The sequence below is a fragment of the Actinoplanes sp. NPDC089786 genome, from assembly GCF_040684855.1.
Taxonomy (GTDB): Bacteria; Actinomycetota; Actinomycetes; order Mycobacteriales; family Micromonosporaceae; genus Actinoplanes.
In genome coordinates, this window is record NZ_JBFBGU010000005.1 from 301,795 (window position 1) to 325,970 (window position 24,176).

The 24,176-nt window shown below is 71.9% G+C and carries 23 protein-coding genes; 15 read left to right on the plus strand and 8 right to left on the minus strand.

Features of this window, described 5'->3' with window-relative positions; translation table 11 throughout:
- Positions 1-74 precede the first annotated feature (74 nt).
- The 3 genes from AB0O15_RS19795 (at position 75) to AB0O15_RS19805 (ending at position 5,171) form a co-directional block, all read left to right on the plus strand.
- Positions 75-1,304 carry a cytochrome P450 gene (locus tag AB0O15_RS19795; protein WP_364320274.1) on the plus strand — a complete coding sequence of 410 codons (1,230 nt, stop codon included), beginning with the start codon at positions 75-77 and terminating at the stop codon, positions 1,302-1,304.
- Positions 1,305-1,349: 45 nt separating this feature from the next.
- Entirely contained in the window at positions 1,350-1,880 is a 531-nt protein-coding gene (locus tag AB0O15_RS19800; RefSeq protein ID WP_364320276.1) for an EVE domain-containing protein, read from the plus strand.
- Positions 1,881-2,030: 150 nt separating this feature from the next.
- The gene (locus AB0O15_RS19805; protein WP_364320278.1) at positions 2,031-5,171 is read left to right on the plus strand and encodes a S8 family serine peptidase; all 3,141 of its coding nucleotides are present in this window, start codon (positions 2,031-2,033) and stop codon (positions 5,169-5,171) included.
- A gap of 11 nt (positions 5,172-5,182) precedes the next feature.
- Here AB0O15_RS19805 and AB0O15_RS19810 read toward each other — a convergent pair whose 3' ends face one another.
- The 3 genes from AB0O15_RS19810 to AB0O15_RS19820 are packed head-to-tail and all read right to left on the minus strand — an operon-like array spanning position 5,183 to position 7,993.
- A complete protein-coding gene (locus AB0O15_RS19810) occupies positions 5,183-6,052 on the minus strand; it encodes a hypothetical protein (RefSeq protein ID WP_364320280.1) in 870 nt (289 codons plus the stop codon).
- Positions 6,049-6,834, minus strand: coding sequence for a sigma-70 family RNA polymerase sigma factor (locus AB0O15_RS19815; RefSeq protein ID WP_364320282.1), 786 nt, complete (start codon positions 6,832-6,834; stop codon positions 6,049-6,051). The genes AB0O15_RS19810 and AB0O15_RS19815 overlap by 4 nt, the downstream gene beginning before the upstream one ends.
- A 31-nt stretch (positions 6,835-6,865) precedes the next feature.
- Complete coding sequence (locus AB0O15_RS19820) at positions 6,866-7,993, minus strand: acyltransferase (RefSeq protein WP_364320284.1); 1,128 nt, start codon at positions 7,991-7,993, stop codon at positions 6,866-6,868.
- 348 nt (positions 7,994-8,341) lie between these two features.
- Here AB0O15_RS19820 and AB0O15_RS19825 point away from each other — a divergent pair, with 348 nt between their 5' ends.
- Complete coding sequence (locus AB0O15_RS19825; protein WP_364320286.1) at positions 8,342-9,826, plus strand: M1 family metallopeptidase; 1,485 nt, start codon at positions 8,342-8,344, stop codon at positions 9,824-9,826.
- Here the strand turns inward: AB0O15_RS19825 and AB0O15_RS19830 are convergent.
- Positions 9,823-9,945: an FAD-linked oxidase C-terminal domain-containing protein gene (locus tag AB0O15_RS19830; protein ID WP_364320288.1), complete on the minus strand. Its 123-nt coding sequence runs from the start codon at positions 9,943-9,945 to the stop codon at positions 9,823-9,825. The two genes, AB0O15_RS19825 and AB0O15_RS19830, sit on opposite strands and share 4 nt — an antisense overlap.
- 50 nt (positions 9,946-9,995) lie before the next feature.
- Here AB0O15_RS19830 and AB0O15_RS19835 point away from each other — a divergent pair, with 50 nt between their 5' ends.
- On the plus strand, positions 9,996-10,217 hold the full coding sequence (locus AB0O15_RS19835; protein ID WP_364320290.1) for a hypothetical protein: 222 nt from the start codon (positions 9,996-9,998) through the stop codon (positions 10,215-10,217).
- Positions 10,218-10,267: 50 nt separating this feature from the next.
- The gene (locus AB0O15_RS19840) at positions 10,268-10,771 is read left to right on the plus strand and encodes a cupin domain-containing protein (RefSeq protein WP_364320291.1); all 504 of its coding nucleotides are present in this window, start codon (positions 10,268-10,270) and stop codon (positions 10,769-10,771) included.
- A gap of 60 nt (positions 10,772-10,831) precedes the next feature.
- Here the strand turns inward: AB0O15_RS19840 and AB0O15_RS19845 are convergent, their stop codons facing one another.
- The gene (locus AB0O15_RS19845; RefSeq protein ID WP_364320293.1) at positions 10,832-12,067 is read right to left on the minus strand and encodes an alpha/beta fold hydrolase; all 1,236 of its coding nucleotides are present in this window, start codon (positions 12,065-12,067) and stop codon (positions 10,832-10,834) included.
- A gap of 114 nt (positions 12,068-12,181) precedes the next feature.
- Here AB0O15_RS19845 and AB0O15_RS19850 point away from each other — a divergent pair, with 114 nt between their 5' ends.
- From AB0O15_RS19850 to AB0O15_RS19865, 4 genes are all read left to right on the plus strand, one after another.
- A complete protein-coding gene (locus AB0O15_RS19850) occupies positions 12,182-12,748 on the plus strand; it encodes a hypothetical protein (RefSeq protein ID WP_364320295.1) in 567 nt (188 codons plus the stop codon).
- An 86-nt stretch (positions 12,749-12,834) separates the two neighbouring features.
- Positions 12,835-14,400, plus strand: coding sequence for an aminotransferase class V-fold PLP-dependent enzyme (locus AB0O15_RS19855; protein WP_364320297.1), 1,566 nt, complete (start codon positions 12,835-12,837; stop codon positions 14,398-14,400).
- Between the two features lie 10 nt (positions 14,401-14,410).
- The gene (locus tag AB0O15_RS19860) at positions 14,411-15,334 is read left to right on the plus strand and encodes an AEC family transporter (RefSeq protein WP_364320298.1); all 924 of its coding nucleotides are present in this window, start codon (positions 14,411-14,413) and stop codon (positions 15,332-15,334) included.
- Positions 15,335-15,405: 71 nt separating this feature from the next.
- The gene (locus tag AB0O15_RS19865; protein WP_364320299.1) at positions 15,406-16,245 is read left to right on the plus strand and encodes a class I SAM-dependent methyltransferase; all 840 of its coding nucleotides are present in this window, start codon (positions 15,406-15,408) and stop codon (positions 16,243-16,245) included.
- A 219-nt stretch (positions 16,246-16,464) separates the two neighbouring features.
- Here the strand turns inward: AB0O15_RS19865 and AB0O15_RS19870 are convergent, their stop codons facing one another.
- Positions 16,465-16,983, minus strand: coding sequence for a hypothetical protein (locus tag AB0O15_RS19870; RefSeq protein ID WP_364320300.1), 519 nt, complete (start codon positions 16,981-16,983; stop codon positions 16,465-16,467).
- Positions 16,984-17,106: 123 nt separating this feature from the next.
- Positions 17,107-18,366: an alpha/beta fold hydrolase gene (locus AB0O15_RS19875; RefSeq protein ID WP_364320302.1), complete on the minus strand. Its 1,260-nt coding sequence runs from the start codon at positions 18,364-18,366 to the stop codon at positions 17,107-17,109.
- 95 nt (positions 18,367-18,461) lie between these two features.
- Between AB0O15_RS19875 and AB0O15_RS19880 the strand changes: the two genes are divergently transcribed.
- Both AB0O15_RS19880 and AB0O15_RS19885 read left to right on the plus strand, forming a co-directional pair.
- Complete coding sequence (locus AB0O15_RS19880) at positions 18,462-19,169, plus strand: DedA family protein (RefSeq protein ID WP_364320303.1); 708 nt, start codon at positions 18,462-18,464, stop codon at positions 19,167-19,169.
- A gap of 77 nt (positions 19,170-19,246) precedes the next feature.
- Positions 19,247-20,467 carry a carbohydrate-binding protein gene (locus AB0O15_RS19885; protein WP_364320305.1) on the plus strand — a complete coding sequence of 407 codons (1,221 nt, stop codon included), beginning with the start codon at positions 19,247-19,249 and terminating at the stop codon, positions 20,465-20,467.
- Between the two features lie 138 nt (positions 20,468-20,605).
- Here AB0O15_RS19885 and AB0O15_RS19890 read toward each other — a convergent pair whose 3' ends face one another.
- On the minus strand, positions 20,606-20,776 hold the full coding sequence (locus AB0O15_RS19890) for a hypothetical protein (protein WP_364320306.1): 171 nt from the start codon (positions 20,774-20,776) through the stop codon (positions 20,606-20,608).
- A 122-nt stretch (positions 20,777-20,898) separates the two neighbouring features.
- On the opposite strand from AB0O15_RS19890, the gene AB0O15_RS19895 reads away from it, so the two are divergent.
- From AB0O15_RS19895 to AB0O15_RS19905, 3 genes are all read left to right on the plus strand, one after another.
- Positions 20,899-22,539: a histidine kinase gene (locus AB0O15_RS19895; RefSeq protein WP_364320307.1), complete on the plus strand. Its 1,641-nt coding sequence runs from the start codon at positions 20,899-20,901 to the stop codon at positions 22,537-22,539.
- Positions 22,536-23,186, plus strand: coding sequence for a response regulator transcription factor (locus tag AB0O15_RS19900; RefSeq protein WP_364320309.1), 651 nt, complete (start codon positions 22,536-22,538; stop codon positions 23,184-23,186). The genes AB0O15_RS19895 and AB0O15_RS19900 overlap by 4 nt, the downstream gene beginning before the upstream one ends.
- A 273-nt stretch (positions 23,187-23,459) precedes the next feature.
- On the plus strand, positions 23,460-24,014 hold the full coding sequence (locus AB0O15_RS19905) for an AAA family ATPase (RefSeq protein WP_364320311.1): 555 nt from the start codon (positions 23,460-23,462) through the stop codon (positions 24,012-24,014).
- Positions 24,015-24,176 lie beyond the last annotated feature (162 nt).

The window sequence follows — 24,176 nt, forward strand, 5'->3', positions numbered from 1 at the left end:
CGGAGCGGTGCCGGTGCGATGCCGGCCGATGTTACACCGTTGCTCTGAGTCGCCCGTTCGTCCATTCTCGAACGATGGCCAGCGAGCTCGCGGAGAGCTACGACCCCCTCGGAAGACACCTCGACGACCCGTACACGTTCTACGCCGAAGCCCGGCACCACCAGCCGGTCTTCCATTCGCCGCGCCTCGATGCCTGGGTCGTCACCTGCTTCCGTGACGTCGACGCCATCCTCCGGGACCCGGCCACCTTCTCCTCGGCCCACAGCCTGCGACCGGTACGCGCCCTCTACCCGCCGACGTTCGCCGTGCTGGCCGACGGGTACCCGCCGAAGCCGGACCACATCACCTCCGACGGCGACGCCCACCGCCGCTACCGCCGGCCGTACGCCCGGCATCTGACCGAGCCGGGCCGGGTCAAGGGCATGGAACCGGGCATCCGGGTGCGGGCCAACGCCCTGGTCGACCGGTTCATCGACACCCGCCGCGCCGACCTGGTCACCCAGTTCACCTCGCCGCTGCCGGTGGCGACCGCCGCCGCGCTGTTCGGCCTCGAGCCCGGCGACGCCGCCGCGGCCAAGCAGGGCAGCGAGGCGCTGTTCAGCCTGGGCAGCGCCGACCTGACCGAGGAGGACGAGCAGGTCGCCGCCCGCGCGGTCGTCTCGTTCCAGCACCTGCTGGCCGATCGGGTACGCGGCCGGCGCGCCGCCCCGGCCGGCGACCTGATCAGCGACGTCATCGCCGCGCTCGCCCCGGGCGACGAGCCGCTCACCTTCGATCAGGAGGCCGAGCTGGTCGGCACCCTGGCCAGCACGTTCGGGGCCAGCCACATCACCACCACCGACACCATCGGCAACGCCCTGCGCCTGCTGCTCGCCCACCCCGGCCAGTGGGCGCTGCTGCGGAGCCGGCCCGAGCTGGTGGCGGGCGCGGTCGAGGAGGTTCTGCGGTACGAGTCCCCGGTGCCGACCCTCTTCCGGCGCACGACCCGCCCGGCCACGGTCGCCGGCGTGAACCTGCCGGCCGGCGCCGACGTGCTGCTCGTGTTCGCCTCGGCCAACCGCGACGAGGACCGCTATCCGGACGCGGCCCGCTTCGACGTGACCCGCACGCCGACGCGCCACTTCGGATTCGGGGCCGGCGTTCACACCTGTGTCGGCGCCGGGCCGGCCCGCGCGATGGCGAAAGTCGCACTTCAGACCCTGCTCGAGCGGCTGCCGGGGCTGGCCGGAGAGAACGAACGTTCTTTCGCTCTGCGGCGGTCGATCAACGTGCGCGGGCCGCTGTCACTCGAACTGCGCTGGTGACGCCGTTTCCCGACGGTGGCGACGTGTGATCGCGAGACTGATCCCATGGCGTACTGGCTGATGCAGGGCAACATCTCGCACTGGCGCATCCGTGACTTCTTCACCGACGGTCACACCGCGACCACGTGGACCATCCGGCAGCACTGGAAGCGGATGAGCGCCGGGGACGGCGTCGCGATCTGGCTCTCCGGGCCGGGCGGTGGCGTGGTCGCGCTCGGGCACGTGACCGCGGAGCCGCACTTCGGCACCGCCGACGACCCGTACTGGACCGGGCGCGACGGCGAGCAGTGGCTCGTACCGGTCGAGTTCGCCCAGCATTTTGTGAACCGGCCGATCGGGCGCGAGAAGCTCGAGGGGGACCCGCGGTTCGCGCACGCGCTGATCCTGCGGATGGCCGGCGGGCGCAACCCGTTCCCGCTGGAGGACCAGGAGTGGGCGGCGATCGTCGACCGGGTGCCGCCGGCCGGACCGCAGGTGGTGGCCACGGCCGTGCGCGGGGCGGCGGCCGGAGCGGCGGCGGTGGTCACGGCGGGCGCGAGCGCGGTCAAGGAGGCGTTCCGAACGGCGGTCGGCTGACGAGGCCGTCCCGCCGGCCGGGCGCGGGTTCATCGCGCACGTCGACGTCCCAGGCGGTGTTCGCGAGGCCTTCGACCGGCTGGCGAGCACCTTCGCGCCCCGGACCGCCGACCCTCGCCGGCGGGACATCGATGGTCCACAATAGATCGCATGAGGCTGCTCGCCATCGCCATGGCTGTCGTGCTGGTTCCGGTGGCCGCTCCGCGATCGGCGCCCGCCCCCGCCCCCGCCCCCATGGCGCCTCCGGCGACCGTCACGCTTGTCACCGGTGACCAGGTGACGGTGGCCGGCGACGCGATCTCGGTGACGCGCGGGCCCGGTCGGGCGGGTGTCCGGTTCGTCGGCTGGACAAGCCCGGGTCATCGGTACGTCGTGCCGGCCGACGCCCTGCCCCTCGTGCGCGACGGGCGCCTCGACCAGCGGCTGTTCGACGTCACCACGCTGCGCGATCTCGGCCGTCCCGCTGAGGCGTTGCCGGTGCTCATCTCGTACCCGCGCTCGGGAAACCGCAAGGGGCCGGCGGCCGCGCGGGCGGCAACCGGCGCTGCGGCCCGGGTGGACCGCGATCTCGCCGGGGTCGGCATGCTCGCGGCGCGGGTGCGTCCCGGCGCCTTCTGGGACGCGGCCACCATGACCACGGCCACCGGCCGGGTGCTGCGGCCCGGAGTCGAGCGGATCCATCTGGACGGGCGGAGGACGCTCGCGCTCGACGTCAGCGTGCCGCAGATCGGGGCGCCGGTGGCGTGGCAGGCCGGGCTCGATGGCACCGGTGTCACGGTCGCGGTGCTCGACTCGGGCATCGACGCGACCCACCCGGACTTCGCCGGTCGGCTGGCCGCCGTGGAGAACTTCACCTCCGACCCGTCCGCCGATGACACCGTGGGACACGGCACCCACGTCGCCTCGACCATCGCGGGCAGCGGCGCCCGGTCCGGCGGCCGGCTCCGTGGCGTGGCGCCCGGGGCGCGGCTGGCGATCGGCAAGGTGTGCGAGGTCGACCGGTGTGCCGAGTCGGCCGTCCTGGCCGGGATGGAGTGGGCCGCCCGGATCGCTCCGGTGGTCAGCATGAGTCTCGGCGGCCGGGACACCGAGGGTGTCGACCCGTTGGAGCAGGCGGTCGACGACCTGACCGCGAGGTACGGCGCGTTGTTCGTGGTGGCGGCCGGCAACGACGGCGGCGCGGGAACGATCGGCCCGCTCGGCAGCGCGCGGTCGGCGCTGACCGTGGGCGCCGTCGACGATGAGGACCGGCTGGCCGATTTCTCCAGCCGTGGCCCGCGCGACGGCGACGACGCCATCAAGCCGGACATCACCGCGCCGGGCGTGGGCATCGTGGCCGCCGCGGCGGCGCATGGCACCGGTGGCACGCCGGCCGGCGACGGATACGTCAGCCTCGACGGCACCTCCATGGCCGCGCCGCACGTGGCCGGCGCGGCGGCGATCGTCGCCCAGCAGCACCCCGGCTGGTCGCCGGGACAACGCAAGGCGCTGCTGATGGGCACCGCTCGGCCGACGCCCGGTGTCGACGCCTTCGGCCAGGGCGCCGGCCGGGTCGACGTGGCCCGCGCGGTGCGCCAGGCGGTGTGGGCCGACGAGGGCAGCGTCAGCTTCGGCCGCCAGGCGTGGCCGCACGACGATGACGAACCCGTGACGAGGACCCTCACGTACCGCAACGAAGGAGCCGGGCCGATCACCCTGGGTCTCGCCCTCGAGGACGGCGCGGGCACCTTCACGCTGGGCGCGGCCGAGGTCACGGTGCCGGCCGGCGGCGGCGCGACGACCACGGTGACCGCCGACACCAACGGCGCGGGCAGCGACGGCCTGAAGACCGGCCGGATCATCGCCATCGGCCCCGGCGGCGTGAAGGTGGAGACGCCGGTCGCGGTGAACCGCGAGGTGGAGAGCTACGACGTCACGGTGCGTCACATCGGCCGGGACGGCGAGCCCGCCGGCGACCACTACACCTCGCTGAACCGGCTCGACGGGCCGGGCGTGGTGAACCTGGGCGGCCCGGATGCGGTCGAGGCGCTGCGGCTGCCGAAGGGCGACTACGGCCTGTACGGCTGGATCACCGGCGAGGCCGGCCAGACCATGCTCGTGCAGCCGCGGCTCGTGGTGGACGGCCCCGAGACGGTCACCCTGGACGCCCGCCGTGGCCGGCCGTTCGACATCACCGTGCCCGCGACGGATGCCCGCCTGACCCAGATCGGCGTCGACACCCTGTGGCAGCCCCAGTTCATCGGGGCCATCACGTTCGCGGAGCGGGCCGGCGACACGTTCACCGCGCTGGTCGGCCCGCACGAGAAGGTCGACGGCTTCCACAGCTCGGTGGCCGCCTCCTTCGACGGCGCGCATTCGTACGACGTCGCGTACCGCCGGAAGGGCACTTTCTTCACCGGCCTCACGCGCAAGGTCAGTGCGGGCGAGCTGGCCACCATCAAGGCCGGGTACGCGCGGAACGCGGCGGGCGTCGACGGCTTCAAGACCAACGTGCCGATCTGGGACGACGGCGTCGGCGGGCTGACCGCGGCGCACCGGTTCGCGGTGCCGGCCGTGCGCACGGAACACGTCAACACCGACGGCGGCGTGCGATGGCTGGGCCGGTTCGAGGAGGGTGATCACAGCATCGCCGTGGGCCCGGCCCAGCGGCTGGCCGCCGGCCGGGTGTATCGCCAGCGGTGGAACCGGGCGGTGTTCGCGCCGGCGGTCGATGACACCCGGTTCACCGCGGCCCGGTCCGGCGACGTGATCGTGGCCGGCATCCCGCTGTTCGCCTCCGGCGACGGACAGTGGACCCGGTCGGCGACCGACCGCGCCCGGACCGCGCTCTACGCCGGCGGCGAGCTGGTCGGCGAGGAGCCGGCCGACTACGCGGAGTTCGAGGTGCCGCCCGAGCCGACAAACTACCGGCTGGAGATGTCGGCGACCCGGTCCGCGCCGTTCCGGCTGTCGACCTCGGTCAGTGGCGTGTGGACCTTCTCCTCGGCGAACGGTGACACCGCCCTGCCGCTGCCCACGGTGGGTTTCCGCCCTCGCCTCGACGACGACAACATCGCGCCGCCGGGGCGGTTCTCCATCCCGGCCACCGTGGCGCGGGGGGACACGCTGAGCGCGGAATACTCGATCGACGACGGACGCACGTGGCGGCCCGCCCCGATGAGCGACCGCCGGACGCTGCGCGTGGACAACCCCGCCGCCGGCTTCGTCTCGTTGCGCGCGACCGTCGCCGGCCCGGCCGGAAACCGGGCGGTGGTGACCGTGCTGCGGGCGTACGAGACCGGGCTCGGCTGATCGATTGGCCCCTAGTCGAGCACGGGCTGGATGAGCAGATCGCCGGCGTCCAGGTTGCGGCCGGGGCGGTGGTCGGCGAACTGGAGCCGCAGTGTGGTGTCGTTGGTTTGCAACCCCCGGTCGTCCTCCGGGTACCAGGCCGCGAAGTAGCCGTTGCGCACGGTGGCCCGCACGTCGCGAGTCTCGCCGCCGCCCCGGACGGTGATCGTGACACCGGTGATCTGGGAGCCCAGACGTCCCGCCATCAGGCGGGCCCAGCCCTCGCCGGTACGCAACTGGGGCCAGGCGTACATCTCGATGCCCCTGGCGCCGAGCTGCTCGGCGCCGGCCGGGCCCAGCAGGATGCTGGACTCGTGTACGCCGCCGGAGCGGTCGCGGAAGCAGGTCCGGCTGTCCTCGGCGGTCACCACGTTGACGAACGCGTACCGGCCCCGCTTCTCGCTGATCGCGACGCGGGCGCCCGCCGCCGTGCTCGGCGGGAGGCACATGCCGATGAGGGCCTGGGCCTCGGCGGCGGGCAGGGGACTGGGGTCGGGGGTCCACGAGGCGTAGGCGCGTTCGGCGCCGACGCTGTTCACGGCGAGGACGGCGGTCGCGGCCAGGGCCAGGGCCGCGCCCGCGACGGCCAGGCGCAGCCGGGGACGCGGTCGAGAACGCGAGGGGGCGATCGGCGCCGCGCCGCCCGGCGTGATGGGCACGGCGCCGGTCTCCGTGATGGGCGCCGCGCCGCCCGCCGCCATGGGCGCCGCGCCGGTCGGCGCGGCGGTGCCGGGGTCGCTGCGCAGGATGTCGTCGAGCAGCTGCTGGGCGAACGGCTCCGTGACGCGGGCGGGCACCGGCTCGGCGGCGTCGTGGAGCGCCCGGTCGAGGTTGTGCTTCATGCTGACGCTCCGGTGGTGGTGGGGTGTGCGGCGGGCGCCTGCCCCGGTCGCGTGGGGTGAGGTCGCGCGTGCTCCGGCCGCGGCCGGGGCACGGGTGGGCTATCCGCGGGCGGGCTCCCGTGTTGCGGCCGAAGCGGCGGGCTCTCGGGTTGCAGCCGAGGCGGCGGCCTCTCGGGTTGCGGCCGAAGGGGCGGGTTCTCGGGTTGCGGCCGAAGGGGCGGGTTCTCGGGTTGCGGCCGAAGGGGCGGGTTCTCGGGTTGCGGCCGGAGCGGCGGGTTCTCGGGTTGCGGCCGGAGCAGGTGGTGGAGGCGGCGGCGGGCGCGGAGGAGGCGGAGGCTGAAGGCGGGGCGGGAGATGTTCAGCAGGCGGGCGGCCTGCGTGCCGGTCAGGCCCTCGAAGACGGTGAGGGTGAGCACCTCCTGATCGGCCAGGGAGAGGCGTTGCCAGGCCCGGCCCAGGTCGATGCGGGCGGCCACCCCGTCGGCCTCGGTGCCACCGGTGTCATCCGGCTCCTGCTGGATGCGCAGCGCGAGGCTGTGCTGACGCTGGTGGCTGCGCCGGCCGTTGCGCAGGACGTTGTGCGCGGCGGTGAACAGCCAGGCGCGGGCCTCGTCGAGCGGTTCCGGCACGGTGTCGAAGCGGCGCCACGCGACCAGGAAGACCTCGGCCACCACGTCGTCGGCCACGGCCAGGTGGATCCGCCGTTCGACGAAACACAGCAGGTCGTCGTACGCCGCCTCGAAGAGCTCGCGGAAGGCGGTCTCGGCGTCCGGTCGTCTCATATCCGCCTCATGTCCGGCACGGCACCACCTGCTACCCGCCGATCCGAGAGAAATGCCGAGCCGAGAGAAATCTGGTCAGCCGCGGCGCCAGCGGGCGCTCGACGAGCCGGTGTATCAGCCAGGCCGTCGCGAGCAGGGCGCCCACGACCAGGGCGATCACCACGCCGGCGTCCCAGCCGGTGCGGGCCTGCAGGGTACGGATCAGGCTGTATCCGGCACGCTGGTGGATCACATAGAACGGGTACGTGAGCGCGCCCGCCGTCACCAGCCACCGCCACCGCAGCCGGTCGGCGGCCCCGAGCGCGATGGCCAGCAGCATCCCGTACACAAGGGTGATCATGACAAGGGCCGGCCACTCGGCCACCGCGAAGCCGGGCCGCAGGTCGAGCACCCGCAGGTGCACCCGCTGCAGGCTGACCAGCCAGCAGGCCGCCAGCAGCAGCCACAGCCAGCCGTCACGGCGGTGGCGCCGGAGCAGGAAGAGCGTCATCCCGGCGATGAAGTAGGGGGCGAAGCCGGGCATCACCAGCTCGGTCAGCCAAGCGCCGGGGAAGGCGGGCAGCACCAGGGCCGCGACCAGCCAGCCGGCGCCGAAGATCTTCACGCGACGATCGGTCAGCCCACCGGCGATGAGGCAGGCGACGATCAGGTAGAAGCGGATCTCGTACCAGAGGGTCCAGTAGATGGTGTCGACCAGCGGGACGTTCAGCGGCTCGGCGAGCATGGTCAGGTTGACGACGACGTCACGGCCGCCCTCGGGCAGGCGGCTGAACGGGAGCCCGCCGCTGATCGGCAGCAGGGTGGCCACGAGCGTCGTCAGCAGGACCCCGGCCCAGAAGGCGGGGTAGAGGCGGGCGGCGCGGGAGACGGCGAACTGGCGTACCGTGCGGCCCCACCCGCTCATCATGATCACGAACCCGCTGATCAGGAAGAACGTCTCCACCCCGAGGAAGCCGTAGATCAGGACGGGCGCCGCGCCGGGCAGGTGGTACGAGCCGCCGTGCACGCCGTCCAGCCGCCACGAGTTCCCGAAGTGGAACCCGGCCACGGCCAGCGCGCAGACCAGCCGCAGCCCGTCCAGCGCGTACAGCCGCGGCGCCCGCCGCTCGCCGGGAGGGCTGGGTGGCGCGGCCGGGCGTTCCACGGTCGCTGACGTCATCGGTTGCTCCTGTCGGGTCCGGACGCGCGGAGAACGCGTCCGGCCCGTACATGTGCGGAGCGGCCCGGAGTGCTACCTCAGACCGGGGAACGTTCTGCGAGCCGGTCCAGGACGGCGAGCAGGAGCAGGCCCAAGCGATTCATGCCCGGAAGGCTATCGATTCGCCCGGCGTCTGGGGCATCGCCGGCACCGTCCTCGGCGTGATTGCCGTGGTCCTGGCCCTGCTGGCCTACCGCCGCTCGGGCCCGTCAGCCTGAGCCACCCGGCAAATGTGGCAAAAGCTGAACTTTATTGTTATCAATCCGTTGGTACCTTCCGCGAGTCGGATCTTCATGGAAGGGGACCTTCGTGCTCCGCAGAAGTCTCACCGTCACGGCGGCTGTCCTCGCCGCCGTGCTGACCGTCCAGTCCGGGGCCCAGGCCGCCCCGGCGCCCGGAAGTCCCGGCGCCGGCGACGTCTACTACCCCGAGTACGGCAACGGCGGCTACGACGTCGCCCACTACGACATCCGCCTGCGCTACTACCCGGGCACCGACCGGCTGACCGGCACCACCACCATCCTCGCCACCGCCACCCAGGACCTCTCCGCGTTCAACCTCGACTTCGTGCTCGCCACGACGTCGGTGCGGGTCAACAACCGGCCCGCCACGTACGCCCGGCAGGGTGATCACGAACTCGTCGTCACGCCGGCCCGGCCGGTCGCCGCCGGCACGCCGCTGACCATCGTGGTCGAGTACGACGACGTGCCCTCGAACGTCGTCGCCTCCGGTTTCACCTCGTGGAACCGCACCCCGGACGGCGCCCTGGCGGTGAACGAGCCGGAGATCTCGTGGTGGTGGTACCCGAGCAACGACCACCCCACCGACAAGGCCACCTACGACGTGTCGGTGCTCGTACCCGACGGCATCGAGGCCATCTCCAACGGCGTGCCGACGCGCTGGGCGCAGCCGGTGATCGGCGGGTGGAACCGGTGGTCGTGGCGGCAGGACCGGCCCCAGGCCCCGTACCTGGCGTTCCTGGCCCTGGGTGACTTCGAGACCTACCAGGACACCTCGGCCGACGGCAGCCCGATCGTCACGGCGTACAACAAGCGTCTGGCCCCGGCGGCCCTCGCGGCCGCGAAGACCAGCGTGGAGCGCACCGACGAGATCCTCGACTGGGAGGCCGGGCTGTTCGGGCCGTACCCGTTCGGCGCGCGCGGCGGTGTGGTCACCGCCGCCGGTGATCAGGGCTTCGCCCTCGAGAACCAGACCCGGCCGGTGTACGACGGCGCGTCGTTCGCCCGCGGCTCGAACAACTCGCTGATCGTGCACGAGCTGGCCCACCAGTGGTTCGGCGACTCGGTCTCGGTGGGGCAGTGGAAGGACATCTGGCTCAACGAGGGCTTCGCGTCCTACGCGCAGTGGTTGTGGAGCGAGGAGCAGGGCGAGGGTACGACGGCGGAGCTCGCGTCGTACGTCTACCACGAGGTCTACCCGGCCGACGACCCGTTCTGGCAGGTGCTGCCCGGCGACCCCGGCGCCGACCGCCTCTTCGACGGCGCCGTCTACGACCGTGGCGCCCTGACCCTGCAATACCTCCGCGAGAAGGTCGGCGACGAGAAGTTCTTCGCCATCCTCCGCGGGTGGGCCGCGAGCCAACGCTACGGCGACGGCGTCACGTCCGAGTTCATCGCGCTGGCCGAGCAGATCTCCGGCCAGGACCTGGACGCCTTCTTCCAGACCTGGCTCTACACACCCGGCCGCCCGCCCCTGGCGAAATCCGCCAAGGCCGTGTCATCTCAGCCGAAGTCGTGGCCGCAGATCGCGGCGGCGCGGCACGGCATCAACTAAAGGGCTTTGCCGGGATTCAAGATGTTGTGGGGGTCGAACAGGGCCTTGATCTGCAGCTGCAGGTCGAGGTTCTGTTCGCCCAGCTCGCGGGCCAGCCAGGCGCGTTTCAGCGTGCCCACCCCGTGCTCGGCGGGCGGCCGGCAGCGCGGTGGTCTCGGCCGGACCGGTGGTGGATCGCAGCGTCGTCGCGGTCCGGCCGAGCACCTCGATCGCCCGCGCCGCCTCCTCCGGGCCGCCGTCGGTCTGCACGATCAGCAGCGCCCCGCCGCCGTCCGGGAAGCCGATCGCGGCCAGCATGTTGGCGTCGAGCCTCGTGCAGTCGGGCCCGCACCGCACCCTGGCCGAGGTGCCCGGCCCGTACTCGGCGCTGGTGTCCGCCTGGCGCCGGTGATGGCCCGTATTTGTTGGCCGGAGGCCCACCGGATGCGGTAGGCACATCGCATGACGACATCGAAGCCGCCGCCGTTGACCGTGGTCGAGCCGGGCGGCGGACGCGTGGGCGAACTCGGCGACATCGGCGTGCACTTCAAGCTGTGGGGCGAGGACACCGGCGGCGCGCTGGCCATCGTCGAGCATCCCTTCCCGGTGGGCGCGCTCGTGTCGCCTCACCTGCACACGCGGGAGGACGAGTACTCGATCGTCACCGAGGGCGAGATCGGCTTCCGCTCGGGCGACCGGGAGGTGGTGCTCGGGCCGGGCGGCTACATCACCAAGCCGCGCGGCGAGCTGCACGCCATGTGGAACGCCGGCGCGGTCCCCGCCCGGATGATCGAGATCATCACGCCGGCCGGCTTCGAGCACTTCTTCCGCGAGGTGGCGGAGCTGATCGCGGCCGGGCCGGTGGCGGCCGGGGAGGGCGGCGACCTCGCGGAACGCTACGGCCTGCAGTTCGGCGAGCCGGACTGGCTGCCGGGCATCGTCGAACGGTTCGGGCTGACCACCTAGGCCGTCGCGGCAATCCACACCGAAGCGGCCGCCTGGTCGGCGGCCGCTTCGCAGGGGTTCTCAGCGGTGGGACTTGAGCCAGCCCTGGATCTCGGTGATGACCTGCCGGTCGGGTTCGCCGAACACCGGGGTGAACTTCGGGGTGATGTTCATGGTGTGGGCCATGCCGGGGTAGATGACGAGCTTGTGGTCCTTGTTGCCGGCCGCGGCGACGGCGGCGTCGGCGACGATCGCGGCGCGGGCCGGGGTCTGGATGTCGTTCTCACCGTTGAGCAGCAGCGTCGGGCCGGCGAACTTGGGCAGCGCCTGCGTCACGGTCGGGAAGCGGCCGAGGTCCTTGGCGTAGGCGACCACGTACGGGTCGAGGCCCGGCACGTTCGGGTAGTCGTCGATGTGGGTGGCCTTGCGCAGCACCGGGCCGGCCTCGGCGTCGATCGCGATCCGGCCGTCGTGGTTCCGGTCGGTGCCGGGCCGCACCTTCTTGCCGTCGAGCAGCACGGAGCGGAACTGGTCGGCGATCTCCTTCGGCTGGCCCACCAGGCCGTCGGTCGCCTCGACGGCGGTCAGCTGGCCGTCACCGTCGATGTCGAACTCGTCGTGCATCTGCGTCAGCAGCCGGCCGTAGATCTGGAAGGTCAGCAGATCCTTGATGGGCTTGCCGACCACCCCCATCTCGACCACACCGGCCGGCTTCGGGATGCCGAACCTCTTCGGGTCGGCGGCCAGGTTGGCGGCCACGTTGGTGCCCTCGCTGTGACCGAGGAGGAAGATCTTCGCCGGGTCCACCTTCGACGTCCGGGCGGCGAACCGTACGACCGAGGCGGCGTCCAGCTGAATCTGCTGGTACGGGTTCTTCGGCATCAGCTGGGCCGGATCGGTGCTCTCCACCGGCCCGACGTCGGTCACGCCGCGCTTGTTGAAGCGCAAGGTCGCATAACCTTCCCGGCTGGCGGCCTGAGCGAGCGGGACGAAGGTCGAGCCCTTGCCGTCCGGCAGCGTCTGATTCATGTCGTTGCGACCGCTGCCGTGCAGGAAGACGACCAGCGGCAGGCGGCCGGTGGCACTGCTCGGGTAGGTGAGCTCGGCGTTGGTGACCCAGCCCTTGCCGAAGTCGATCCGCACCTGCTCGCGAGTGACACCTTCCCAACCGGAGCGGGTGGCGGCCGTGAGGGTCTCGGCGCCGCCGGCCGGCGCGCCGCCGATGACGTCGGCGTGGGCGACTCCAACGCCCGCGGCGAGGACGGCGGCGGCGGTCAGGCCCACCGCCAGGCTGCGAAAGTTCTTTGTCGTGGTCATACCGAGAACGCTATTTTCCGCGACGGACAAGATCCATCCCGGTGACTACCCACCCGCCGGTACAGCCAGCACTACCCCGCGCTTCGGATTGCCCCGGCTCGGTAGCGTGTCGGCGTGAGCCGATCCCGCACCTGGTGGCCGATCGCCCTCGCCCTGGTGGCGGCCGTCGCGCTGCTGTACGGGGTGGTTCTGCCCGGTGGCTACCTGACCTGGTTGTGGACGGCCATGGGTCTGTGGGCGGGGGCCGCCGTGGTTTGGGCGGTGTCGCTGAGCGGCCGGTCCTGGGCGGTCCGGTCGGTGCTGCCGGTGGTGTCCGTCGTGACCATGGTGGTGGCCTGCTCGGGGGTGGCCGGCCGGGCGCTGTTCCCGCTGCATCGTCCGGGACTGGAGCGGCTGGCGACGGCGCCGCCCGGCGGGAGCTACGGCCTGTACCGCTTCTCGGCCGTGTGGAGCCACGACGGTTGCGTGGCCTACGTGACCAAGGACAGTGGCATGTCGTACTTCTCCGGTCTGGTGCGGTGCACGCCCGGCGTGCGACCGTCGCCCCGCATGGGAGACACCGCCCGCGACGTCGTGTTCGAAGCGCTCGGTGACGACTGGTACGCCTTCGCCGTCCCGCGTTCCGGGTCGCGGATCTGGGGTTTCAACCCGTTCACGGTCAAGGCCACCCCCGAGGTCTGACGGTGATCTCGGCCCGTCCGGACACCGCCGGAGGTCGGAACGGGCAGGCGCCGAACTCCCGGGCGGTGGTGAACGATTGACCAGGTGTGAACGAAGATCTGCTGGTCAAGATCCAAGAGGGTGTGATCGGTACGGGGCAGGTGCTCGACGGCCCCTACGGCCGGCGCCGGCTGATCTATGCCGACCACACCGCCTCCGCGCAGGCGCTCGACCTGATCGAGGAGACGATCCGCCGGCAGGTGCTCCCGCGGTACGCCAACACGCACACCGAGGCGTCGGCGACCGGCCGCTACACCGGCGGCCTCCGCGAGCAGGCCCGGGCGGCCGTACACCGGGCGGTCGGCGGCGGGCCGGACGACGTGGTGCTGTTCTGCGGGTCGGGGGCGACGGCCGCGGTGAACAAGCTGGTCGGCGTCCTGGGGCTGCGTACGCCCAGGCCGGACGGCCGGCGCCCGGTGGTGTTCGTCGGGCCGTTCGAGCACCACTCCAACGAGCTCCCGTGGCGGGAGAGCAGCGCCGACGTTGTGCCGATCGGGGCCGACGAGCGCGGGCGCCTCGACCTCGACGACCTGGAGCGCCAGCTGATCCGGCACGCCGACCGGCCGCTGCGGATCGGCACGTTCTCGGCCGCGTCCAACGTGACCGGCCTGCTGACCGACGTGAACGCGATCGCCGAGCTGCTCCACGCGCACGGCGCCCTGTCGTTCTGGGACTACGCCGCGGCCGGCCCGCACCGGCCGATCGGCATGGCCGGCAAGGACGCGGTGTTCCTGTCGCCGCACAAGTTCCCCGGCGGCCCGCAGACGCCGGGCGTCCTGGTCGTGCGGCGTGAGCTGCTGCGCAACGCCGTCCCGACGGCGCCCGGGGGCGGCACGGTGGCCTTCGTCGACGCGACGACGCACGACTACGTCGCCGATCCGGTCGCCCGGGAGGAGGGCGGAACCCCGGCGATCGTCGAATCGATCCGGGCCGGGCTGGTCTTCTCTCTCCGGGAGGCGATCGGCGCCGACCTGATCGCCGAACGGGAACAGGAGTACTGGCGGCGGGCCCGCGACCGCTGGCGCGACATCCCCGAGCTGATGCTGCTCGGCGACCTGGACGCCGACCGGCTGCCGATCGTGTCGTTCCTGATCCGCGACGGCGACCGGGTCCTGCACCACAACTTCGTGGTGGCCCTGCTCAACGACCTGTTCGGCATCCAGTCCCGGGGCGGCTGCTCGTGCGCCGGCCCGTACGGGCACCGGCTCCTCGGGGTCGACGCCGAGCGCTCGGCACGGTTCCGGGCGGCGATCGGCGCCGGCTGGGCGGGCGTCAAACCGGGCTGGACCAGGCTGAGCTTCAGCTACCTGGAGTCGCCGGCGGTGGTCGACCACATCATCGAGGCGGTTGCCCTGATCGCCCGCTACGGCCGCCGCCTGCGGCCGGACTACGACTTCGATCCGCGTACGGGCATCTGGCGGCACAAGTCGTTCGTACCCGCGGTGGTCAGTCTTTTCGATCTGATGGCCGCGGCCCCGGCCGATGAGGGCCCCGTGGGGGAGGAAGCCCTGGAGTACGCGTCGCGTCTGCTGCGGGGACGGCCGGACCCTCCGTACGAAGCGGCTGGGGATCTTCCGCCCGAGGTCGAGGACCTGCGCTGGTTCACGAGGTAACGTCCGGCGGGTGCTGCAGGTCGTCACCGGTTTCGCCGTCATCTGGGTGCTCGTGCTGGTCGGCTACCTGGTCGCCCGGTTCGGCCTGCTCGGCGACGCCGGGCAGGCGACGCTGACCCGGCTGGCGTTCTACGTGCTGGCGCCGGCCCTGATGGTCAGCACCCTGGCCCGCTCCTCGCCCGGCCGGATCTTCACCGCCGCCCTGGCCACCTTCGTGCTCAGCACGCTCGCCGTCTCCGCCCTGCACGTCCTGTTCGCCCGGCTGCGGCACAACCGGGACGTCGCCGACCTGACCGTGGGCGCGCTTGCCGCCGGGTACGTCAACGCCGGCAACCTGGGCATCCCGATCGCCGCCTACATCCTGGGCGACGTCGGCTTCATCGCGCCGGTGCTGATGTTCCAGGTGCTGCTGGCCAGCCCGACCGCCCTCGCCGTGCTGGACGTGGCGACCGGCGAGGGCCGGCCGTCCTGGCGCCGGCTGGCCGCCCTGCCGCTGCGGAACCCGCTGCTGATCGGCTCCGCCGCCGGCATCGCGATCATGCTCAGCGGCGTCGACCCGCCGCGCCCGGTGCTGGAGCCCTTCGCCCTGCTGGGCGGCGCGGCGGTGCCGATGACGCTGCTGGCGCTGGGTATGTCGCTGCGGGGGAGCCGGCCGCTGCGGTCCGGGCCGGACGCCGCCGAGCGCGGCGCCGCGGTGCTGCTCAAGTCGGTGGTCCAGCCGCTGCTGGCGTACCTGATCGGCCGTTTCCTGTTCGGCCTGGACGGGCCGATGCTGCTCGCCGCCGTGGTCACCTCGGCCCTGCCCACCGCCCAGAACGTCTACGTCTTCGCCAGCCACTACGGCCGCAACGCGCCGTTCGCCCGCGACGTCATCGTGCTGTCCACGGCCGTCTCGGCGGTGACCCTCGTGGTGGTCGCGGCGCTGCTCGGCTAGCGGACCGCCCGGTGGATTGACCTGTCCGGAAAGCTCTTGTTGCGAACGGTGACGCGGAACAGAATCACCGGGTGGACCTGACAGAGCGGGCGGCACGAAGTGCGGCGGTAGCGGCGGTGTTCGACCGGGTGGCTGACGTCTACGACGGAGTGGGGGTGCCGTGGTTCACCCCCATCGCGCGCCAACTGGTCCGCCTGGCCGCGCCCGCGCCGGGCGCGCGGGCCCTTGACGTCGGGTGCGGGCGGGGGGCCGCCACGATCGCTCTGGCCGAGGCGGTCGGCCGCGACGGTCATGTCACCGGTATCGACCTGTCCCCCCGGATGATCGAGGCGTGCGAGGCCGACTTCGCCGGCCGCGGTCTTTCGAACATCGACGTTCAGGTCATGGATGCCTCGTCGCCGACATTGCCGACGGCCGGTTACGACCTCATTGTTTCGTCCTTGGTGGTGTTCTTCCTGCCCGATCCGCTCGCGGCCCTGATCGCGTGGCGACGCCTCGCCGCGCCGGGCGGCCGGCTGGCGATCTCGACCTTCGGACACCGCGATCCGGCGTGGGAAGCGGTCGATGCGACTTTCCGGCCATATCTACCGGCAAGAATGTTGGACGCCCGGACGACCGGTGCCGCCGGGCCTTTCAGCAGCGACGCGGGCGTCGAGGAGCTGGTCAGCGCAGCGGGATACACCGGCGTGCGGACGACCCACTTCGACGCCGAGGTGACGTTCGCAGACGTCGACGAGTGGCATGAATTCAGCCGATCGCATGGCCAGCGAGCGATGTGGGAGGCCATCCCGGACGCCGACCACGACACCGTCAAGGCCGTCGCCGGCCAACACCTGGAAGAAGCTCGCGGCACCGACGGCCGAATCCATCTGACCCAGCAGGTGCGCTTCACTCTGGCCACATCGCCGTGACAGCGTCGCGCTGAACGCAACCGCCCGTGGTTCTGACGTAGAGACACACTCTCACGCCGCAGATTGTGCGCCCGGCTGCGATGGTCAAGCGCAGGGCCGCCAGGCCGGGACATCGACGATCCCGGCGCGAACCGGCCGGTGGTCAGCGATGCCGACCGGCTCAGCTCGGGGGCCGGACGCTGGTCCAGCCACCGAGCCGCGCTGAGCTTGATCGGCGGGCTACTCCTCCAACTCGCAGTCGAGCTCGTAGCCGGTGACCCAGGCGGCCCGGTTCCACCGCCAGCCGCCCTGCTCGCCGGGCTCGACCGCCACGCAGGGCAGGCTCGCCCCCGCCCGGAAGACCCGGAAGGTGATCGTCCGGCCACAGTTGTTCTGGAAGTAGACGGTCTGGTTGACCCAACCCACGTCGTGCTTGACGACGACGCAGTCCTCGGTCGACCCGTAGTAGTCGGCGGATGAGGAGGACGCGGCGGACGCCGGGGCCGCGAGGCTGAGGGTGGCGGCGCCGGCCGCGGCGACAGCGAGGACGAGGCGGGCGATGAGTCGTCGGATCGCGCAGTAACCGGAGGCCTCGAGCTTCTCCTCAGCCCACAGCCGGCCGTCCTCTTCCTTCCGCACTCGGTAGACGTCGGCCCTCGCGGCGTTCAACGCGGCCCATGGCGCGAAGAGGAGGCGAACCCGATCGGGCGGCAACACCTCGGCGGTAACGCCCAGCGCGGAGGCTGGTCCACCGGACATGGGAAACCACACCTGCACCGCATCCGACGGAGGCTTCCGCACATCTGCCGAAGGCATCCCATGAGCCTGCCTGATCGGAACAGCGGCGAGCACGGCGCAAGCATGGGCGCCCGGGGGAACGGCCTAGAGCCGGCCCGCGGCCATGTCCATCAGGTGGCCGAGCACGGCGTCGCCCGACGTACGCAGGCCGTCGTGCTCGTGTTCGTTGGTTACCCAGGTGCGCACGTTGCCCACGGTGGCAGCCGTCTCCAGGGACAGGCCGGCGTCGACGTACATGTCGTCGGCGTAGACGGCCGCGTACACCGGCACCTCGTTGGCGGCCAGGCGGGCCGGGTCCCAGAGGGCGGGCCAGTCGTCGGCCGCGGCCAGCAGGTCGGCCGCGCCCGCGAACGGCCGCAGCGCCGCGATCTCCCGGAACATCCAGGGGTACATCATCTCGCCGGTGAACAGCAGCGGGTCGGCGTCGGCGGCGAATTCCGGGCGTACGGCCATGGCCCGCTCCGCCGCCCAGCCGGTGGCCACGCCATGCTGCCCGTAGATGAACTCCTGGAGCGCGGACAGCGCCTGGTCGACGTAGCCGGTCTGCGCCATCACCGCGTACCGGAAGGTGTCGGACAGCTCGGCGCCGTGCCAGGCCTCGTCGAGCAGCCAGTGCACCTGCGCGTACCCGTAGCTCATCCCGAACGCCAGCCCGAGCCGCCGCAGCCGCCCGACGGTCAGCCGGTCGCCGTCGGGCAGCCGGACGTCGTTCTCCCGCAGGTGGCCGGCGATCCGCTGGACGGCGGCGGCGTCGTCAGGGAACGCGCGGTAGAACTCGGCGTTCTTGGCCGCCACGCGCGGGTAGGTGCGGGCGTACACGTCGTCGGCGGTGGCCGTCAGGCCGGGCATGCCACCGGTGACATAGCAGGTGCGCAGGGCCTGCGGCGCCGCGGACAGGTAGGCCATCGTGATCCACCCGCCGTAGCTCTGCCCGAGCGTGTCCCATCGGGCGCCGCCGGCCACCCGCTCCCGCAGCACCTCGGCGTCCGCGACGATGCTGTCGGTGCGGAAGAGCCGCAGGTACGCGGCTAGCTCGGCGTCGGTCCGGCCGGCGATGGTCCGGGCGGCCACCGGCGTGCTGCGTCCCGTGCCGCGCTGGTCGAGAAGCAAGATGCGATGGGTACGCGCGGCGCGCTCGATCCAGCCGCCCGCGCGCACCGGCCGTGGGGACCTGCCACCCGGCCCGCCCTGCAGGAACAGCAGCCAGGGCAGGTCTTTCCTGGTGTTCTCCGCGGCCACCACCTCACGGGCGAAGACCTCGATGGTGTCGCCGTCCGGCCGGTGGTGGTCGAGCGGCACGGTGACGGTGTGGTCGGCGAAGCGCAGTCCCGGGTGAGCGATCACCCTAGGAAGCTTAAGAGATGGTGGTGCTAGCCCCACCACTGATCCACGGGGGAGCACCATCGTGGGGCGGGCTCGAGATTCGTACCGTCGAAGACATGCTTGACCACCTGATGCCGCTGATCTCGTCGCCATGGCTGTACGCCGTCGTCTTGGTCGCCGTGATGATCGACGGGTTCATCCCGGTCATGCCGTCCGAGACGGTCGTGATCGGGCTGGGCGCGCTGTCGGCGAGCGGCCGGCCCAACCTGATGGCGCTGGTCGCGGCCGTGGTGGCGGGCGGGATGGCCGGCGACCGGATCGCGTATGTGCTCGGCCGGAAGGCGGGTGGCCGGGTGCGGAACGGCAAGCTGGTCATCGCCAAGGAGAAGGCCGAACGGGCGCTGCTGCGCTACGGCGGGGTGGCCATCCTGGCCGGGCGGTTCCTGCCCTACGGACGCACCGCGACCGCCATGACCTCCGGGTCGGTGCGGCTGCCGATGGGGCAGTTCGGCCTGTTCACGGCGCTGGCCAGCGTGGCCTGGGCCGGGTACGCGATCGGGCTGGGCCGCCTCGGGGGAGCGACCTTCGCGCACTCGCCGCTGATGGGTACGGCGTTCGGGCTGGCCCTGGGCATGATCCTGGCCGTCATCCACACGATCATCGAGAAGCGCCGCCCCGCATCCGACCTGCCGCCCGCGCCTTCCGCGCAGGCTGTCGGAGCCGGCGATGTCGCTAGCTCTGAGCACAGGTGTGCGTCACTTGGGTCTCCCGATCGCCCGACGAACGCTCCTGGCCCGAGGGCCCTGGCCGTCGTGGCTCAATAATTAAGAGTGTTGACAGTTTAAACGGAATCGACCACGCTCGATCTCATCGGACCCCTTCAGAAGTAGAGGGAGACGCGATGAGGTCTCTGCATCGCTGGATGGCGCCGCTCGCGGTTGTCGTCACCATGCTGGGGGCGGCCGTGTCCGCTCCCGCCGCGCAGGCCGCGACCACCGGCGCCACGGTCATGGCCGTCTGCACCAACGTCCCGGCCTGGGCCGAGGGCACCCCCTATGCCGCCGGCGCCCAGGTGACCTACAACGGCCGCCTCTACCGGGCCCGCGTCGCGCACACGCCGCCGCCCGGCGCCGGCTGGAACCCGGTCGCGGCCGCGTCGCTGTGGGAAGACCTCGGCGCCTGCGACAGCACCCCGCCCACCGATCCGCCGCCGACCGACCCGCCGCCGACCGACCCTCCCCCGACGACCGGCGGGCTGCCGCACGCGCCCTACGTCGACATGGGGGCGTGGCCATCGCCGAACCTTCCCGCGATGGCGGCCAGCGGCAACCTCAAGCACGTCACGCTGGCGTTCATCACCGCGTCGGCCTGCAAGGCCATGTGGTTCAACGCCTATGACCCGCGGCAGGGCTGGGCGGCCGACCAGATCAGCGCGATCCGGGCCCGCGGCGGCGACGTGAAGATCTCGTTCGGCGGCGCCACCGGCATCGAACTGGCCCAGGCCTGCACCAGCGTGTCCGCGCTCCAGGCCGAATATCAGGCGGTCGTCACCGCGTACCACCTGAAGTACATCGACCTGGACATCGAGGGCGGCGCGACCGGCGACCCGGCCTCGGTGGCCCGCCGCTCGCAGGCGCTGGCCGCCCTGCAACGGGCCAACCCGGGGCTGCGTGTCTCGTTCACGCTGCCGGTGCTGCCCGAGGGCCTGACCGCCGACGGTCTGGGCGTGGTGCGCTCGGCCCGTGACGCCGGTGTCAACGTCGACCTGGTCAACGTGATGGCCATGGACTACTACCGCAACGGTGACTACGGCCAGTTCGCCGTGGACGCCGCGAACTCCACGTTCGCCCAGGTCAAGTCCCTGTACCCGAGCCGCACCGACGCCCAGGTGTGGAAGATGGTCGGTGTCACGCCGATGCTCGGCCAGAACGACGACGGCCGGATCTACGACCAGAACGACGCCCGTCAGCTGGTCGCCTTCGCCCAGGGCAAACACCTCGGCATGCTCAGCTTCTGGGAGCTCGGCCGGGACGCGAACGCCTGCTCCGGGCCGCTCTACCGGTGTACGAACATCGCCCAGCAGCCGTACGAGTTCAGCCGAATCTTCGCCGCCTACAACTGAGCCGGGCTGTCTTCGACGCCCACCGCAACCGCCCCGCCGATCAGAGACCGGCGGGGCGGCCGCGCACTCACCGCGATCACCCTCCCGCCGGCGCGAACGGCCCAAGAGCCCCACGCGCAATAGGGCCGGAGTGGCGGATCAGCCGATCGACCAGAGGGCCGGGGCCAAGCCGTCCGGGTCGCCGCGTTCGCAGATCGGCGGGGGCTTCGGGACGTCGCAGTCGGGCTTGGCCAGGGCCGGCGCGGCGACGGACAGGGCCAGGCCGAGTCCGATGGCGGCGGCGGTGCTCACTGTACGTACCAATCTCATGGTGTTGATCTCCCCCTCGTATGGTTTGTCGTCATAGCTTGCGGGAGCCGGCGGGGCGCGGTCTGTGGAGTTCTCCCGACAGTCGGTTGGGGAAAACCCGGGTCGGGCGGAACACTGTCGGGATGCCTACGTCCCGGATCGCGCCGATTGCGGCGCTCGTCGCCGGGGGAATCGCGGCCGTGGCGGTCGGGTGGCCGATGTGGACGCCGTCGCCGGTGCAGGCCGTCCTCAATGGTGCTGTGGGTGTGACGTTCCTGCTGACCGGGGTGCTGCTGCGGTCGGGCGACGATCAGCGTGGGAACGGGCTCCGGCTGGGCCTGGTCGGGTTCGCGTGGCTCGGTGTGTGGCTGGAGGCGTACGGAACGCGGCCGCTGGTCCTGGTCGGCTGGCTGTTCGGGGCGCTGTTCGTCTCGGTGGGGGCGGCCGTCCTGCTGCGCTATCCGGAGGACCGGCTGGCCCACCGGCTCCACCGCGGGTTCGTGGTCGCGGCGTTCGGCTGGACCGTCGCCGGGTCGCTCGCCCGCGGGCTGTTCACACCTGGGCCGGGCGTCCTGGTGATGTTCAACATCGGCGCGGCGGTGCTCGCGGTGCTGTTCAGCGGTCTGCTGGTGGCGCGGCTGGTGCGGGCCCGGGGGCTGCGGCGGCAGGACCTGATGCCGGTGGCGGTCGCCGCGGCCGGGGCCGGGCTGGCGCTGGGGTTCCGGCTGGTCGGGTCGCTGCTGTCGACGACGTCGCTGGCGTCGCCGCTGCGGGCCGCCGAGGCGACGGCGCTGCTGGCCGTGCCCGGTGGCTTCCTGGTGGCGGCGGTGCGGCGGCGGCTCGCCCGGGCGGCCGCGGCCGAGGTGATCCTCGCGCTCGAACGGTCGCCCAGCGTCGAGAGCCTGCGCGACGCGTTGCGCCGGGCGCTGCGCGACCCGCTGCTCGACGTGTACGTCTCCGGCCTCTCCGGCCTGGCTGAGCCCCCGGCGTCGGGCCGGCTGGCCGTACCGCTGCTCTCCAGCGACGGTGACCGCCTCGGCCTGATCCTGACCGATCCGGCGCTCGCCCGGAACGCCGCGACCGTGCGGGCCGTGGTCGGCGCGGCCGCCCTGGTCCTGGAGAACTCCCGCCTCCAGGCCGGTCTGCGCGACCGCCTGGCCGAGGTGGTCGACTCCCGCGCCCGCATCGTCGAGGCCGGCCTGACCGAGCGCCGCCGGCTCGAACGCGACCTGCACGACGGCGCCCAGCAACTGCTGTTCGGTCTTTCCATGCGCTTGGGTACGCTGCGCGCCTACGGCGCCGGCCAGCCGTGGCAGGCCATGGTCGACCACGCCGTCACCGACCTGCGGGCCGCGCAACAGGAACTCCGGGAACTGGCCCAGGGCCTGCACCCGGCCCTGCTCGGCACGGCCGGCCTGGGTCCGGCGCTGGAGTCGGTGGCGTCCCGGCTGCCGCTCCCGGTGCGGCTCGCGGTGCCGGCCCGCCGCTGGGATCCGCCGGTCGAGGCGGCGGCCTACTTCATCGCGGCCGAGGCGCTCACCAACGCGGTCAAGCACGCGCGAGCCACCGATCTCACGGTGACCGTGGCCGACGACGCCGACGCCCTCCGCCTGACCGTGACCGACGACGGCATCGGCGGCGCCGAACCCCGTTCGGTCCGCGACCGGGTGGCGGCCCTCGGCGGCACCTGCGTCGTCACCAGCCCACCGGGCGGCGGCACCGCCATCTCCGTCGAGCTCCCGGGCTCGTCGCTCGTCGTCGATCCGCCGGGGGCGGCGCTGTGAGGGTGGCGCTGGCCGACGACTCCCGGCTGTTCCGTGACGGGCTGGCGGGTCTGCTCGCGGCCACCGGAGTCGAGGTGACCGCGTGCGTCGGCGACGGGCGGGCCCTGCTCGCCGCCGTGGAGACGGATCCGCCGGACGCGGTGGTCCTCGACATCCGGATGCCGCCCAGCTTCACCGACGAGGGCCTGCGAGTGGCCGCGGAACTTCGCGCCAGGCATCCGGCGGTGGGCATCCTGGTCCTGTCGACCTACGCGGAGTGGAGCTTCGCCACCCACCTGCTCGGCCTGACCGGCGGCGGCGCGGGCTACCTGGTCAAGGACCGCGTCGAAGACGTGGACGCGCTCCGCGACGCGCTGACCCGGGTGGCGAAGGGGGAGCCGGTGGTCGACCCCGAGATCGTGGTCGAGCTGGTGCGCGAGCGCCGGCGAGCCGACCAGAGCGGCCTCGACCGCCTCGGCGACCGCGAACGCGAGGTGCTGACCCTGATGGCCGAGGGCCGCTCCAACACCGGCATCGCCCGCCGCCTGCACCTGAGCGCCAAGTCGGTCGAAACCTATGTGTCGTCCATCTTCACCAAGCTCAACCTGCCACCGGCCCCCGACGACAACCGCCGCGTCCAGGCGGTACTGACCTGGCTACGCCACTGATGCGTGTCAGTTGCAGGCGATCGAACCGTCCCCGCGAGATCCTCGCCTGGGACAGTCCTGCTCAGCGGTTCCCGATGGCTCGCCGGCTATGCATCGTCCGCTTCGGCCGATGACAGTGTGCCGGTTGTTGAGCAAGATACTCAGACAGCCCTCGCTGATTGAGTCAAGCTCTCAGCTATGGCACTGATAAAAACCAATCTCCGGTAAGGCCGCAGTGGCTTCAAACCATGCAACTGCCTTCTATCGAGCTAGTCAAGAAATTGGAGTTTCGTCGTGTCCAATTTTATTCTCACTGGAACCCCGGGCTCCGGCAAGACAGCCATCCTGCGCCAGCTCGAGATCCATGGCTATGCTGTCGTCGAAGAAGCCGCGACTGATGTCATCGCTCTGCACCACGCTCTCGGCCACCGGGAACCGTGGCGGGATCCTGACTTTATCGACCGTATCGTAGATCTTCAGCGAAAAAGGCAGCTGACTGTCGGCCCGATGATACATCGCACCACCTTCTTCGACCGCTCGCCCGTCTGCACGCTAGCGCTGAGTCGCCACCTTTCCCTGGCCGCACCACGCCCGCTACTTGATGAGATAGATCGCGTCTTGACCGACCATGTCTACGAGCGGACCGTCTTCTTCGTTCGAAGTCAGGGTTTCGTCCAGGCAACCGCCGCGCGCCGCATCAGTCTCGAAGATTCGCACGTCTTCGAGCAAATTCACGAAGATACCTACCGCAGCCTCGGATTTGAACTCATCGCCGTTGCCCCGGATCGGCTCCCAGCCCGGGTAGCCGTTGTCGAGGATGTCGTTGAAGGGTTGAGGCGAAAGTCGTGAGCGGCGCACTCATGCCGCAAGTAATGGGCGGCCGGGTTCGCTTGACGGACCATGCGTGCGACAGGTCGCGGGAGATCCGCCGAGAATCCGGGCATGACACGCCGGTGGTTCACGGGAAGAGCGTGGCGGGATCCTCGGCTGGTTATCGAGGCCGAGTTCGGA

What these genes read in the sequence shown, in the direction of transcription:
- AB0O15_RS19795 (WP_364320274.1), top strand. Translation starts at nt 75, where the DNA reads ATGGCCAGCGAGCTCGCGGAGAGCTACGACCCCCTCGGAAGACACCTC.
- AB0O15_RS19800 (WP_364320276.1), top strand. Translation starts at nt 1,350, where the DNA reads ATGGCGTACTGGCTGATGCAGGGCAACATCTCGCACTGGCGCATCCGT.
- AB0O15_RS19805 (WP_364320278.1), top strand. Translation starts at nt 2,031, where the DNA reads ATGAGGCTGCTCGCCATCGCCATGGCTGTCGTGCTGGTTCCGGTGGCC.
- AB0O15_RS19810 (WP_364320280.1), bottom strand. Translation starts at nt 6,052, where the DNA reads ATGAAGCACAACCTCGACCGGGCGCTCCACGACGCCGCCGAGCCGGTG.
- AB0O15_RS19815 (WP_364320282.1), bottom strand. Translation starts at nt 6,834, where the DNA reads ATGAGACGACCGGACGCCGAGACCGCCTTCCGCGAGCTCTTCGAGGCG.
- AB0O15_RS19820 (WP_364320284.1), bottom strand. Translation starts at nt 7,993, where the DNA reads ATGACGTCAGCGACCGTGGAACGCCCGGCCGCGCCACCCAGCCCTCCC.
- AB0O15_RS19840 (WP_364320291.1), top strand. Translation starts at nt 10,268, where the DNA reads ATGACGACATCGAAGCCGCCGCCGTTGACCGTGGTCGAGCCGGGCGGC.
- AB0O15_RS19845 (WP_364320293.1), bottom strand. Translation starts at nt 12,067, where the DNA reads ATGACCACGACAAAGAACTTTCGCAGCCTGGCGGTGGGCCTGACCGCC.
- AB0O15_RS19870 (WP_364320300.1), bottom strand. Translation starts at nt 16,983, where the DNA reads ATGTCCGGTGGACCAGCCTCCGCGCTGGGCGTTACCGCCGAGGTGTTG.
- AB0O15_RS19880 (WP_364320303.1), top strand. Translation starts at nt 18,462, where the DNA reads ATGCTTGACCACCTGATGCCGCTGATCTCGTCGCCATGGCTGTACGCC.
- AB0O15_RS19885 (WP_364320305.1), top strand. Translation starts at nt 19,247, where the DNA reads ATGAGGTCTCTGCATCGCTGGATGGCGCCGCTCGCGGTTGTCGTCACC.
- AB0O15_RS19890 (WP_364320306.1), bottom strand. Translation starts at nt 20,776, where the DNA reads ATGAGATTGGTACGTACAGTGAGCACCGCCGCCGCCATCGGACTCGGC.
- AB0O15_RS19895 (WP_364320307.1), top strand. Translation starts at nt 20,899, where the DNA reads ATGCCTACGTCCCGGATCGCGCCGATTGCGGCGCTCGTCGCCGGGGGA.